At 45.4% G+C, this 15,397-nt stretch carries 7 protein-coding genes; 6 read left to right on the forward strand and 1 reads right to left on the reverse strand.

The features are described from left to right. Positions 1 to 319: 319 nt before the first annotated feature. Positions 320 to 2,209 carry a hypothetical protein gene (locus QUB56_RS24765; RefSeq protein WP_332958819.1) on the reverse strand — a complete coding sequence of 630 codons (1,890 nt, stop codon included), beginning with the start codon at positions 2,207 to 2,209 and terminating at the stop codon, positions 320 to 322. 1,170 nt (positions 2,210 to 3,379) lie between these two features. Here QUB56_RS24765 and QUB56_RS24770 point away from each other — a divergent pair. The 6 genes from QUB56_RS24770 (at position 3,380) to QUB56_RS24795 (ending at position 15,230) form a co-directional block, all read left to right on the forward strand. Further along, a complete protein-coding gene (locus QUB56_RS24770) occupies positions 3,380 to 4,609 on the forward strand; it encodes an acyltransferase family protein (protein ID WP_332958820.1) in 1,230 nt (409 codons plus the stop codon). A gap of 372 nt (positions 4,610 to 4,981) precedes the next feature. Next, a complete protein-coding gene (locus tag QUB56_RS24775; RefSeq protein WP_332958821.1) occupies positions 4,982 to 6,274 on the forward strand; it encodes a glycosyltransferase family 39 protein in 1,293 nt (430 codons plus the stop codon). A 191-nt stretch (positions 6,275 to 6,465) separates the two neighbouring features. Then, positions 6,466 to 7,704 carry an acyltransferase family protein gene (locus QUB56_RS24780; RefSeq protein ID WP_332958822.1) on the forward strand — a complete coding sequence of 413 codons (1,239 nt, stop codon included), beginning with the start codon at positions 6,466 to 6,468 and terminating at the stop codon, positions 7,702 to 7,704. A gap of 24 nt (positions 7,705 to 7,728) precedes the next feature. Next, on the forward strand, positions 7,729 to 9,171 hold the full coding sequence (locus QUB56_RS24785; RefSeq protein WP_332958824.1) for a hypothetical protein: 1,443 nt from the start codon (positions 7,729 to 7,731) through the stop codon (positions 9,169 to 9,171). Positions 9,172 to 9,477: 306 nt separating this feature from the next. Continuing rightward, entirely contained in the window at positions 9,478 to 9,732 is a 255-nt protein-coding gene (locus QUB56_RS24790; RefSeq protein WP_332958825.1) for a hypothetical protein, read from the forward strand. Continuing rightward, a complete protein-coding gene (locus QUB56_RS24795; RefSeq protein WP_332958826.1) occupies positions 9,732 to 15,230 on the forward strand; it encodes a response regulator in 5,499 nt (1,832 codons plus the stop codon). Before QUB56_RS24790 ends, QUB56_RS24795 begins: the two co-directional genes overlap by 1 nt. The last annotated feature ends 167 nt before the right edge of the window (positions 15,231 to 15,397 follow it).

Raw genomic sequence — 15,397 nt, forward strand, 5'->3', positions numbered from 1 at the left:
AACTTCGCGTTAGGAATGAGAATTAAATAACTTCCACAAGAATAATTAAAATTGTAAGTTATTTAATTCGCGATCCTTAGTTTGATTTTCACATAACAGATATAGCCTTACGAGCGTAACATGAGGTACTATCAGGCATCAGGCATCAGGCATAGGGCATAGGGCATAGGGCAAACAGGGCATTGGCCCGCGCAGGGCATTGGCCCGCGCAGGGCATAGGGAATACCTCACCACGCGATCGAACCGCTAGATTTTAAATCGCAGATCGGCGCAGCTCAACGCAGATATTTTTTAGATATCTGCGTCGATCTCAACTAATTTAAGTTGTCGCGATCGCCTTCAGCAGATAAGCACGGGTTCCTGTTTGGGTCGCGCCCGCCGCATTTTGGTAGGTGTAACTCCCGTAGGCAGAAATATCGCCGAAATTATTGATGCCCGTAGCATTAGTCAAAATCACCTTCTTGCCGCCAAAAGTCGGATTTGTGAGTGTCAGATTGTTCAAGTCTTTAATGACGCCGTTGTTCCAGACAAAGGCGCGGTTTTGAAGATTCCCATCCTGGGAGAAGCCGACCACTTGACCGAATTGGTTAATCCCGGCGGTTTGGCCGTTGGCGCCGCCAAAGCTGCCGAGGTTGATTTTTTGGCCGTCTTGCAACAGGAATGGGGAACTTGTGGCTGTCGCGCCGGTACCAGCGACAGTCCAACCGATGATTTGACCAGCATCGTTGATGTCGCGGGCAATGGCTTGTTCTGCCCCAAAGGTGCCGAGGTTGGTCAGCTTGTATTGCCCATCTGCGCCTTTCTCCCACAATGCCGCAGTGTTGACGGTTCTGCTGTTGAGTCCGTCACTGTCAAGCTGTCCGACCATCGCACCTTTATTGTTAATTCCATTCGCCAGACCGGTGTCGCCGCCCAAATCCGCTAGGGGGTTGATGAAACCCTGGTCTACATAAAGCGGGCGGGTGAGACCGGGCGCGTAGATGTGGCGGCCGGCGATTTGGTTTTGGTTGTTGATGTCGTAGAAGTAGGTTTCAAGACCGCCCAAGTCGGTGATTTGTAGGCTGTAGTCGCCGTCAGCCTCCTTTTGCCACAGCAAGCCGCGGTCTGTGGGCTGACCGGCAAATTCATCGCTGGTACCGACGATCGCCCCTAAATCGTTGATGGCTGCAGTAAAGCCACCACCACCCCGCTGAGTAACGGTTTCTCCGGTATTGGCACCGCTGCCGTTTTTCACGCCGGTGCTAGTCAGCGGCTTGAACACCCCGTTTTCCCAAATAAACCCTTGGTTGCGGAACCCCGTGCCAAGTGGTTCGGCGGTTTGGGAACGACCAACTATCTGTCCTCGGTCGTTAATGGCATTAGCTTGCGTGGCATTGCCTGTGGGAGCGATCGCACCTAGGTCAACAACTTGGTAACGGTACAGGGGAATGTCAGCGGAAACGAGAGCTTTTTGTACTCCTGTAGGTACGTCTTTGATGGTTGCCAACAAGTCATCTCCGGCTTTGACTAGGGTGCTGCCCAGTTCGGTGACCAAGGAGATGGATTTGCCGACAAGGCTGCCGCCTAAGCGCAGTTTATCTGCCAGCGCATTAAATCCAAATATGCTAACGGAACCTTCGCCAGCTTCGAGAACGATTTGATCGCTGCCATTGCCGACGGAAACTGAATCGTTGCCAGTTCCCGGTTCGATCGTGTTATCGCCGTCGCCTGCATTGATGTTGTCATCACCAAGACCTGTGTAGATTTGGTCGTTGCCGGCACCTGCAGTGACGAAATCGTTGCCGCTACCTGTAATTACCCGGTTGTTGCCTTTGCCGGAGAAGACGAGGTTGTTGCCTTCTCCCGCATTGATGATGTCGTTGCCTGCTTGGGCGTAGATGGTATCGTCGCCGGGGCTGCCGGTGATGGTTTTATTGCCTTCGCCAGCAAAGATGCTGCTTGGTCCTTCTGAGGCATTAATAATGTCTTTGCCTGTGTCTGCAAAAATCGTGCCGCTGCCGTCGCCTGTGATTAGGCTGTCATTGTTTTGGAAATTAATTGTCTGGCTGGCGGTTCTTTCTGCATTGAGGCTGCTGGGTGAGCCGATCGACTTTGACAAAGCATCCAACCGTGATAAGTCGCTGGATATTCCTAAGTCTGCCTGTGCGGTATTGGGAAATAGGGGGGGTGTTGTATTCGATGATGTATTCAGCAAGTTATCGGGAACCATTGAGAACTCCTTTGATATTTACGTTTTAGTTGTATTTGAGCGCGTGTAAAACGACACCCTAAAGTCAGACTTTGGGAGCAAAATTGATGCCGTAATCTCGAACAAACCTGACGAGATTTGAGTCGATTTATTGAAAAATCAACTAGAGTTTACTGGAATCTTTTTGTCGGTTAGTTGAGCGCAAAATTCTTAGTCCGTAGCACAGACATCTTGCCTGTAAATTGCGGACGCCAGCTTCGATTGCAACAAGTAAAAAACCGCCTGGTACTTAACCGGACACGATATAAACCGGGGCAAACCCATCTAATTTATAAGTTTTCCCACAAGAGCCTTTTTTAGCTTTCACAAGCGCTATCTGCGGGTCAAGCTATGTAAGTATCAGAAAATAATGTCGATCGCTCAGTCGATCGCAACCAGCTTTTTCTCTGACACGCTCGGATTATCTTCTAGCGTCAAAAGACGGGAAGAATCACGTATCTGCAATTACGTTTAATTGTCTTGCCCCAATTAATCTAGACGATGTAGATTGTAAGCCTATTGCTAATTAAAGTCAACTACTTAATAACTTTTTATTGTTTACTGAATGCTATTAGCCTCTAAAACTCCGCAATCATAAGACTTGCCATCCTACAGCTTGATTGTTTTACATCTCTTTAATAAGAATAATATCAACAAAGTTCATTAAAATTTGTTTAAGAAAACTAGCTAGTTGACAAGTTGGACTTACGGTCCTGGTCGCAACGCCGCTTTTGAATATTATTTTCAATAAATACCATAAATGCAAAACCGCAGGAGCCTCTGAAACATGGTTTAATTCTGGCTGATCTGGCAGTTGGTTCCTTTACTGCTACCAGCACTATTAGCTCAAAATTGCCACAAACTCCCCTGCGCTGGGTGCTGCAACCGGAAAGTGCGTGAAGCGCAGCTATCCCGTAGGGAATTGCCCAAACTCCGAATCGCCAGTCTCCTGATGCGATCGTCCGCTGGAATGCTCTGACATTAGATATAATCCGTGGGGCAAAAACATCGCTGCATAACCTCCGCGTGCAATAATTTAACGAGGGTTCACGCGGAGGTTAGGCGGCAAAAGCGATCGAGTACATCCTAGGCTTACCATCCTAACTCTCCTGACTGTCGCTATAAGTTTGAATTAAACGGAGATTTTTATTGATGAAGTATAATCGATTTCAAGAATTAGATATGATCAGAGGCTTTGCTGCCTGCTGGGTAGTGGCGGTTCATTTTTGGTACTTCAATTTCTTGCCTCCATTTTTTGGATACAGCAGCTTTTTCGAGTATGCAACAGCAGTAGGTCCAGCCTCGACGATTGCCAAGTTTTTTCCCCTGCCATTTAATAGTGCAGGCAATATAGCTTTTGATTTGCTGAATATATTTTTCTTGCTGGGATATCAGGGAGTTCATATTTTTTTCATTCTCAGTGGTTTTGGACTGGCTTATTCAAGAATTTTAAAACCTGATGAAAGCTGGAGCATTTTTATGAGAAAAAAATTTTTCCGGCTCTACCCTACCTACTGGATACTTTTAGCTGTATCTTTGATAATTCCTAGGTTAAGAGCGGATTTATTTTATGGCTATTTTGATTGGTGGTCATTTTGGAGAAGTTTTATAATTCTCGATAAAGCAATACCATTTTCTTGGTTTATGTTTCCACTAATTCAATTTTATTTGTGCTTTTTTTGGCTATTTAAATATTTACAAAAATTTTCTATTGGACAGTTTCTCTTCACTTCTTTTGTTATTAAAGTTATCTATACATTTTTAGTTTTAATGTTAGGCTTTAACAACGTATTTACACCAATATTGGGCGATCTCGCTTATCCAGGCTATTTAGCAATTTCAAGGTTATTTGAGTTTTGTTTAGGAATGGCAATGGCAAAGGTTTATGCAAGTAATCCTACTCTATTAATTAATTACCTAACTAAGCCAGTCACAATAGCCCTAGCAATAATTTTTGAAATATTGGGTATTATGGGTTCGTTCAAATTTTTAAATGAAATAAAATTTTTCGGCGTACTTTTACCTGTTGGACTGTCTTTTTATGATGCTTTCATTGGATTTGGGCTATTTGTAATTGTCTTTAATATTTTGAGAAACTTAATAAATTTCTCTGATTTAACAACTAGATTTTTAACATGGGTTTCTAAGATTTCCTATGAACTATATTTAACGCAGTTTATAGGGTTAATTGTAATACGAAAATTTTTTACTGTGGTGGTGCGAGGTGAACCTTCACTTGTGACTGCTAGCCGTGCTATTTTACTTTATATATTAATTCTTCAAATTTGTATAGTTAATGCTTGTTTATTACAACAGCTAACCAACTCGATCGCAAGTCGATTTAGATTAGCGATGGCTCCGTTTACATCGGGCGGCAAATAATATATAATCTGGCTACATGGGCATAGTCCACAGTCAGCCGATTTGAGATTCTAGATTTGAGAATCATACCAAATCCGCGTTAAAAATCGCCAATTGGACTCGGCGGTTGAAACCGCTACTCTACAAACGAAGTCCATTCCCAGGAGACTAAAGAATCAAGGGGGTAGAAATCCCGGATTGGGTATTACTCGCGTCAATCAGCCTGCAAAGGGACAAATCCGGGGGCTTTTGAGAAATGATGCGGATATTTTATGTATTTTAAAAGTTTTACTAAAGCGGCTAAGCCATGTGGGATGAGTCGCGTTATAATTTTTGACATTCCCAACCTAAAAAAATGGGCTCTAGCCAATCAAATTTTGGCAGTCAGTTTTTATGACACCAGATATATCAGAAGCCCAGCAGCAAAGAAATGACCGCATAATTGTCTTGGCGCTGACTTGTTTGACGCTGCTGGGACTGGCATTCCGCCTTTATTTGGCGTGGCGCACCAACCAAACTCTCACCGATACCCCCGCCCGTCTCATAGGCGATGAACCGGGCTATGAGTATTTGGCAGACGCGCTGCTGAAGGGTCATTTTTTTGATTGGCCGGGCCGGACGCCAATTTATCCATTTTTTGTGGCTGGATGCTATGCAATTTTTGGCCGTTCTCCGGCATCTGTAGTCTACGTACAAGCTTTTTTGGGGGCGACAATCATACCGCTAACTTTTATCCTAGCACGGCGTTTTACTGGCGCTCAAAGTTCCTTAGTAGCGGCTGGATTAATTGCGCTGCATCCCTCCCTGATTCTTCATGTCAGGCGGGTGCAAACAGAGGTTTTATACGCACCTTTAATACTTTTAACAGTGCTGGGTCTGCTGCGGGCATTGGAACAGCCGCAGTGGCAAAATTTTTCATTAGCAGGTGCGCTGTTGGCAATTACGAATCTTTGTCGGCCGACAGGGATGTTGCTTCCAGCAATTGTGCCACTATTGATGCCGCGCCAATGGCCTTTTAAGCGCAAGATAGCTTTGTTTATGGCTTATTTGGGCGCAATTATCATAATTACTGCACCTTGGACTTACCACAATTATCGAACTCACAAGACTTTTTTGATTTACAGCGTTTCTACGGCCCTGCTGTGGCAAGGAAGTCCTGAGTTTTATCATTTGGCCTATGAACAAGTGCCAAAACGCAATGTGGTTCAGATTTGGGATGAAGAACTGAATCCGGATCGGAATGGGGGACACAATGCTTTTACAATTGAGGGCGATCGCTATTTTACTAAACGGGCGATCGCTTCAATCCTCCGCGAGCCTGCTGTCTATCTATGGTATTGTTTGCAAAAAGCAGTTTTTTTATGGTTGGGAAACCCTATGAGTGACTGGCCTTATCACGCTATGTTTAATGTGGAGGCAATGCGGCCATTCTTTTCGCCACAACGGATTGTCGGCATTTTATGGTCGCGAATTTTGCCTGTATTTGCTGCTTTGGGCATGATTGTTTTGCGGCATCGCTGGCGGGAGTTTTTGCCGCTGTTGCTAGTCTGTGGCTATTTTACTTTGATTCATTCGCTCACTTATGCAGAAGTTCGCCACAGCGAGCCGCTGCACCCGATTTTGGCTGTCGTAATTGCTACGGCTGCGGGAGAACTTCAGCGTCGGTTGAAGTTAATTAGTCAGTAGGTATTAGGCAGCAGGCAGTTTGTGCAGGCTAAAAGTTGCTATGATAGAGGGGTATATTATGTCCGGTTAAATAGTTATAATACTAGAGACCAAAAGTAGTGCCGAATCCTATAAGCTATCGACTACATCCTGTACCATCCTAACTATCCTGGCCTTTGCTATAACTTTGAGTTAAGCGGATATTTTCAATTATGAAATCTAATCGATTTAAAGAATTAGATATGATGAGAGGCTTTGCCGCATGCTGGGTACTGGGCATTCATTATTGGTCTTACAATATCATCCCTCCATTTTTTGGATACACCAACTTTTTGGAGTATCTAAAAGTAGTGGGTCCAGCCTCGACGCTAGCCAAATTTTTCCCCCTCCCATTTAATGGTGTGGGCAATATAGTTTTTGATTTACTGAATATATTTTTCTTGCTTGGATATCAGGGAGTTCATATTTTTTTCATTCTAAGTGGTTTTGGGCTGGCTTATTCAAGGATTTTAAAACCTGATGAAAGCTGGATCACTTTTATGAAAAAAAAGTTTTTCCGGCTCTACCCTACCTACTGGATACTTTTAGTTGTATCTTTGATAATTCCTCGGTTAAGGTCAGATTTATTTTTCGGCTATTTTGATTGGTTTTCATTGTGGAGAAGTTTGATAATTCTCGATAAAGCAATACCATTTTCTTGGTTTATGTTTCCACTAATTCAATTTTATTTGTGTTTCTTGTTGCTCTTTAAATTTTTACAAAAATATTCTGTCTCACAGTTTATTTGGACTTCTTTGTTAATTAAATTAACCTATACATTTTTAATCTTAATGGTAGGTTTTAACCTATCTTTACAACAAAAAAAAATAATAATAGGCGATTTCGGTTATCCAGGCTATTTAGCAATTTCAAGGTTGTTTGAGTTTTGTTTGGGAATGGCAATGGCAAAGGTTTATGCAACTAATCCTAATCTATTAATTAATTACCTAACGAAACCAATCACAATAATCCTAGCAATAATTTGTGAACTAGTTGGTATTATGGGTTCGTTAAAGTTTGCTAATAACCTAAAAATTTTAGGCGTAAATTTTCCTTTAGGACTGTCTTTTTATGATGCATTTATTGGATTTGGCATATTTGTGATTGTGTTTAATGTGTGTAGAAAGTTGAGCAAATTATCTGACTTAACAACTAGATTTTTAACAGGGCTTTCTCATATTTCCTATGAACTATACTTGACGCAGTTTATAGGGTTAATTATTATAAAAAAGTTTTTTATTGTGCTTGTTCAAGGTGAACCTCTTCTTTTGAGTGCTGGTCGTGCTATTTTAGTTTATGTATTAATGATTCAAATTTGTATAGCTATTGCTTTTTTATTACAATACCTAACAAACTCGATCGCAAGTCCATTTAGATTAGCGATGGGTTCCTTTAGTTCTGGAATAAAATAACCTAAATTCGTAGTTAATAGTCAAGTGTTATCAAAAACTAGAATTCTGAATTTGTTTCTCGGTCTTTTAATGGCCCTCAGCCTTGAGTTGTTCAGCGGAACGACAACTTTTGCTCAAAGCATCGAAACAATTAAATTTTCCGGCAATGCTGCGGGTGTTAGCACTCGCTACATCGGTGCAGTCGAGGGCAATATCAATTTCGACATCAAAGATTTGCAAGATTTGGGAATTAATACATACCGCATTTACGGCGGTATGTCTCGATGGGAACCTGAAGATGATGATGGTAAATACGGCTGGCCGTCTATTGACGAAATTAAGGCAAATCCAAATATAATTAATTGGGCGCCCTGGGATCGGATTATGACGGATCCGCCCCAGGGTAGCGATTATTGGTGGTCGGGAGGACCCGGCACAGTTTGGCAAGGCAATGCCAAAACTATTTTTAATAGTCTCAAACAAGCAAATATTCGCCCGGTGGTGAGTATTCGGAATGTTGACAATGGCTGGAATCCGAGTTGGGCTCTGCAACTGAATCCGCCGCGCGCCAAAGAAGATTGGAACGAGTGGTGGGAACACGTTTTTGCTACGGTTTATTGGCTGAATGTTCGCAATGATTACCGCGTTGATGATTGGGAAATTCACAACGAACCGGACAATCGCCTTATGGGTTGGGGCGGGACTAGGGCTGACTATTTTGAATTGGTTAAGGTGGCAAAAGATGCGATCGACTTTGTTTACAAAACTTATTTGCCTTCCCGCCCTTACCGCATCCACGGGCCGAAAACTGTAGGCGGCAGCAATTGGCCGGCTAGTGCTTTGCGAGAAATTCCTAATTATTTCGATACTGTCAATGTCCACAACTACGAGGCAGATATTTCTAACTACACCCGCAAAGTGCGCGGCTGGATGAACGGTACTGTCCGCGCTAACTCGCAGCTTTGGGTAGGAGAATGGGGAACTTACGAGATTAGCTATAACGATTTATCTTTAGCTTTAAATTTGATTAAGAATTTGATTCGAGGTTCCCAACCGGGGGATAATTATATTTACGGCAGTCACATATTCTGTTTGTACGACTGGGGAAAGCCGCCAGCGCTAGAAGGTTTGCTGGGGCCATCCGCGACGCGGCGCGCGGGCTACTATGCTTTGCGGATGGGAATTAGGGCTTTGCAGGGCGGGAAAACTACCTTTTTTCCTATCACTAACAGTTCGGATTTAATGGCAGTTGCAACTCTCGATACTAGCAACAATGTTTACTTGCTGGTTGTCAACGATAGATCCAAATCTTACACGGTTAATGCTGATATTTCGGCTCTGGTCAAAGCCGGTAATGGCACGGTGCGGGAGTTCAGTTCTCAGAAAATGGATGAGGTTGCTGGTAGCTTAACCCTCAAGGGTGGTAATGCGAGTTTTGCGGTGGCGGGGAACAGCGCTATTCTCATCAAGTTCGATCGCCAGAATTGAAGCTTAAATCCTCGGGGTCATAATTGCCCTAAGATAGAATTAGTTATGATCAGAATTATTTATTTTCGGCAGGTTTGGCCCTCGATCCCTCGAGTCCTTGAACCCTGGAACCCCTAATTGCACAGTAGCAATACCTAAGCAATACCTAAATCGTCATGTTGTGATTCCCCTCCTGTCGCTGGTAAATTGGTAGCGTGCAGGTATCTTGCCTCAAACAGAATCCGAGCGAGAGTTCCGTTGAGGGCGAGAAAGTAGGGTGCAGTCTAGACAATCGCAGAAATTCTTGCTCGTAAACCCGCAGCAGTTATGCTAAGCGAGGAATTGCCCGCCAGCCTTCATGTCCGCCCTCTGGCAGATAGCATGGGTTCTGAAAGTCAGAACCGGTCAATTATCAGGAGTTGGCACCGAATTAAATTTCAATGCCAAGATGCTGGAAGTATCGGTGATTCTAATCGTACAGAAACTTTGAGGGCGCTGGGAAATCTCGCGGGTAAAGCCTCTCAATCAAGCTGCTGCTCGCGATCGGGTTTTTCCAACAAATATAACTTTTATGCCCCCTGATGTTTATTCCCTCCCTCAATCAGGTCATTAACCGCCATCCCCTCACTGTCACCCCTGAGACGCCCGTAGAAGAGGCGATCGAGCTGATGAGCAGCACAGGAGCCAGTTACGTCCTCGTGGTAGAACCGCGCGGGAATTCTCAATTCGGAAATCCCACGAACGGGGCTTCCCCACAGTCGCGGCAACAGTCGGGTTTCTACAACGGCCTACCGCGTGCGGTACACGCAGGAGGCAACAGGCTGCGTCTGGCCGGCTCCGAAGCGACTCTACCGGGCGGCCAGACAGTGCTGGGGATTTTTACAGCGCGAGATGTCGTACAGCTAAATTCGATCGGCGCTGCTTTGAGCGGATTTGCCATCGAGCAAATCATGATCAGAACCGTAACTGTAGCCCGAGAATCGGAAATCCCCGACTTTTTTGCCTTAGCAAATCTGCTGGAGAAAAATAAGATCAGCCATTTGCCCGTCGTCAGCGACACTGAAGAACTTGTCGGTTTAATTAGCCCTCAAAGCTTGGTGCTTTTGTTGCAGGGAATTGGGGACTCGACGACACAAAAAGCAATTAGCAGCGCTTCGCCACCTGCGGTGGATTTCGCGTTCCCTCCGCCGCTGCCAATTCTGCATCCGAAATTAGAGCTGCCCGCGAGTTTAATTAAACTTTATCAAATCCCTCAAATCTCGGCCTCGCGAATTATTCACGCTCCTGCTAGTTGTTCGGTTCGCTATGTGGCGCAACTGATGTTCAGACACAATGTTACCTATGTATTAATCACTGAAACCCCCGAACCACACTCGACTGGTGCTGCTCAAAATTCCAAATTTCCAAATCCCAACATTCACAAACTGGTTGGGGTGGTAAGTTCGCGGGACATCGTGCAGTTGCAGGCCCTGGGAAGAGACTCGAACAAAATTAAAGCAGGAGCGATTTGCAGCAGTTCGCCGCCACTGGTGCGATCGCACTCTACCCTGGAAGCAGCAATCACCCTGCTGCAAAAAAACTACTGCCAGTTGCCTTTATTAGTCATCAACGAAAGCAATCACCCGATCGGGATTGTGAATCCTAAAACTATCCTTTTACAAGCACTGGATTCAAAATCTCTGCATTCTGGCTTGATCGCTTTGCAGCGCCAGCTAGAATCTAGCAACGCTCAATACAAAAAACTTTCAGCAGAAATACAGGGGAGGGCAGCAAATAGCCACCTCGCGGCTGAAATTTCTCCTCACAGTTTTGTGGAGCGCCCAAATCTCCCCGCAGCAGTCAACAATCACGGGATTTGGGACTGGAATCTCGAAACAGATGAGTTTTTTTATTCGGTGCGGTGGCAAGAAATGCTGGGCTACAAAGAAGGGGAAATCTCGAATCGCCGATCCGAATGGTGGAGTCGCATCCACCGAGATGATATTGACGGAGTAAAGGCCGCTTTAGAAGACCACTTCGCCCAAAAGACAGCGGATTTTGCAGCAGAATATCGGATGTACTGCAAAGACGGCAGCACTATCTGGGTGCTGAACCGGGGTCAAGTTTTGCGCAGCCCTACGGGCAAACCGCTGCGGGTAGTAGGAACTCATACAGATATTACTCCAAACAAGCAGTTAGAACTCAAAAAACCGGCTCACGCTCGGGAGCAATTCCAAGTATTTGACTCTTTGAAAGGAACAGTAATTTTCCAGATAGATGCGGCGGGGGTTTGGACATTTCTCAACCGCGCTTGGACGGAAATTACGAATTTTTCGGTTGCCGAAAGTTTGGCAACTAATTTTTTAGATTGGGTGCATCCAGATGAGCGCGCAGAATGTGCAAATTTCTTGGAGTCTTTGCTGTCGGGCAAGTCGGAATTTGAACGGCGAGAACTGCGATTTAAGTACAAGTCGGGCTCGGAAAAAAACTCATGGGAAATTCACAGTAATGATAACTTTATTTCTGTTGAAATATATGCCCAAGTCGAGCGGAATTCCCAAGGCGAAATAACGGGAATTTTAGGGACTTTGCACGATGTCTGCAACCGCATCGAAGGGGTTGAGAAACTGCGGGAAAGCGAGCGGGCAATTCGATCGCTCTACGAGGTAATGGTGAGCTCGGAAGGCTCTTTTGACGATCGAACGCTCCGGTTGCTGGCAATGGGTTGCAGTCAGTTTGGGATGGATATCGGGCTGTTGGGCAGGGTTTTGGGCGATCGCTACGAAGTGATCGCGGCTTATGTACCGGAAGATTTTCCCTTTGGATTTGCTAAAGGAGACGGTTTTTCTTTGAGCAGGACCTTCGAGCGAGAGGTTTTGCGATCGAGCGAACCTATTTCTATCGAATCAGCCGGCACTACTGAGTGGCGCAACCACCCCGCTTACAGCGTGCGCAAGTTGGAGGCTTTTGTGGGGACGAGGGTAATGGTACAAGGGCGAGTTTTTGGCACTTTGAGCTTTACTTCCCGCACCAGTAAATCTCCTTTGAAACCGCTGAATTTTGAAATTTTAAAGTTGATGGGCAATTACATCGGCGCGGAAATTGCCCGCGAAGAGCGAGAGCGAACTTTACAACGTCAGTACCAGCGCGTTTTACTGCTCAAACAAATTACTCAAAAAGTACGATCGACCTTAGATACTCAAGAAATTTTTCAGACGACAGCTACCCAAATTGGTCGCGTATTTGGCGTCAATCGCTGTACAATTCACACCTATCTTTCCCAACCTTATCCCCACCTTCCTTGCGTCGCGGAATACTTAGAACCAGGTCACGAATCGGCTTTAGATTTAGAACTTTCTGTCACTTATAACCCCTACACAGAAAAACTCCTGGCTGAAGATATAGCCCTGGCATCTCCCGATGTGTTTGCCGATCCTTTGCTCGAATCTTCGGGACCGATGTGCCGCCGCATCGGATTAAAATCTATGTTGGCGGTTCGCACTTCCTATCAAGGAAAACCGAATGGAATTATTACTTTGCACCAGTGCGATGCAACTCGCCAGTGGACTCCAGACGAAATTGAACTGTTAGAAGATGTTGCCGCTCAAGTCGGAATTACGTTAGCTCAAGCACAACTTTTAGAAACGGAAGTTGAGCGACAGCGACAGTTAGCCGAGCAAAATGAAGCTTTGGATCAAGCGCGACAAGCGGCGGAAGTTGCTAACAGAGCTAAGAGCGAATTTTTAGCGACTATGAGTCACGAAATCCGCACTCCGATGAATGCGGTAATCGGGATGACTGGCTTGCTGCTAGATATGGATCTAACTCCAGAACAGCGGGATTTTGTGGAGACAATTCGCACCAGCGGCGATGCTTTGCTGACTATTATTAACGATATCCTCGACTTTTCCAAGATTGAATCGGGAAAACTGGATTTGGAACGCAGCCCCTTCGAGCTGCAAAACTGTATAGAAGAATCTCTGGAATTGCTGGCTCCGAGAGCATCAGAAAAAGGTTTAGAGCTGGCTTACTTTATTGACTCTTCTGTTCCGAAAAACATTTTAGGAGATGTCACTAGGCTGCGCCAAATCTTGGTAAATCTGCTGGGCAATGCAGTTAAGTTTACAGAATCGGGAGAAATTGTCGTCTGCTGTACGGCTAAGAAAATTGAGCAGGTAGCTGCTAAGAGTTTGCCGGAAACAATCAATATTCTAGACCCGCAACGGCTAGCAATTAACCAGGGACAGTTGGCACGTAGCAGACAATACGAGATTCAATTTGCTGTCCATGATACGGGAATTGGCATTCCGCCAGACCGGATCGATCGCCTGTTTAAAGCTTTTTCGCAGGTGGATGCTTCGACAACGCGACATTACGGCGGGACGGGTTTGGGGCTGGCTATCAGCCAGCGTTTGAGCGATATGATGGGGGGTAGAATGTGGGTTGTCAGCCAGGTTGCTCCGGGAAGTTCTAAGTCTCAAACGGCAGTTTCTGCGAGCAAACCAAGTATCGCTGGAAGGTGCCCTCCGGAATTTACTCCGCCGTCGATATCGGGTTCGGGTTCGATTTTTTATTTCACGTTGGTTGCTGAAGCTAATGACATCCGGCCTGAGGAAAAAAGACCGGAATTTGCCGCTGGTAAGCGCTTGTTAATTGTCGAGAATCATAGCATTAATCGGCAAGTTTTGATCCGGCAGGCAGAGTCTTGGGGCATGATACCGGTGGCTGTAAGTTCGGGTGCTGAGGCTTTGGAAATCATCAAAGAAAACTCGGCGCTGGATTTAGCTATTTTGGCGATGAATCTACCAGATATGGACGGTGTGGCTTTGGCTGTGGAGATTCGGAAATTTGAGATGAGCAATTTGTCAAGCGGCGGCATAAATCAGAATTTGATGAAAGTTAAAACCCCGCGCAAAATGGCGCTACCTTTGGTGCTGTTTACTTATTTAAGCAAGGCGGAAGTTTGGAAAAAACTTGAAACTACAGAAGTACATTTTTCGGCTTTTTTAACTAAGCCTCTAAAACAGTCTCAGTTTTATAATGTGTTGCTGCAAGTTTTTGGATATGTTAGCGGGAAAAGCGGCAGGGGAGAAGTTTCAAATGTGGTAACTTTGACTTCGGGATTGAAGTATTTTGAAAATTCTCAAGAACAGCACCGCGTGCGGAGGACGCCTGCCGTTTTGAGGCAGGCTGCTACCAATTCTGCAGGACTTGATGCAGCTACTTCTACTCAGATTCGGATTTTGCTGGCCGAGGACAATGTGGTGAATCAAAAAGTCGCTACACATTTGCTCGACAGGATAGGATATCGGGCTGATATTGCGGGTAATGGGTTGGAGGTTTTGGAGGCCCTGAAGCGGCAATCTTACGATGTTGTGCTGATGGATGTGCAGATGCCGAACATGGACGGGTTGGAAGCGACGCGCCGCATTTGTCAGGAATGGCCGGCTAACCAGAAGCCGAGAATTATTGCGATGACTGCTAATGCGATGCAGGGCGATCGCGAAAAGTGTCTGGCAGCAGGTATGGACGATTATATTACTAAGCCCGTGCGCCGGGAAGAGTTGGCGCTCGCCTTGAGCAAGTGCTCACCTCTGGAGCGGGATAAATTCGATGCCGTTACTGAGCCGAAAAATCAAGATATTTCCGAGAAACTTGACAGTGAGGATGCTGGATATTCGATTGTTCAAGCGGGAGCAGATTCGCCAATTGATTTTCATGTTTGGCACAATCTCCGCGACCTAGACGATGAGGAAGACCCGGATTTTTTGGGGGAGCTGATTAAGATATATTTGTTAGACGCACCACAGCAGTTAGAAACTATTAAGGAGGCTATTTTTCTCGGCGATGCTGATAGTTTGAAGCTGGCTTCTCACACGCTGAAGTCGAGCAGCGCCAATTTAGGAGCCGTGTCTTTTTCTGCGGTTTGCAAGGAGTTGGAGTATATGGGCCGCGTGGCGGTTGAGTCTGGAGGGGAACAGGTTTTTGATGTGAGTACGGCGCGCGATCGCCTGTTGGAAGCCCAAGCGGAGTGGGAAAAGGTGCGGGCGGCTTTTGAGACGGAATTGGAAACGGGGAAGTTGCGATCGCAACTGGGATAATTAGTAATTGGTAATTGGTAATTGGGAATATAAACATAAATCCCTTCTGGGGCGGGTTGACCAAAATCTCTAATACAAGCCAGAAAGCCAAGTAAACCCGCCCCAACCGCAACCAGGATGCTTAATTAACCCCACTCGATATAATATGATGTCCGGTTTGCCCGTAA

Origin of the sequence: Microcoleus sp. AR_TQ3_B6, assembly GCF_036702785.1 — a bacterium.
Classification (GTDB): Bacteria; Cyanobacteriota; Cyanobacteriia; order Cyanobacteriales; family Microcoleaceae; genus Microcoleus.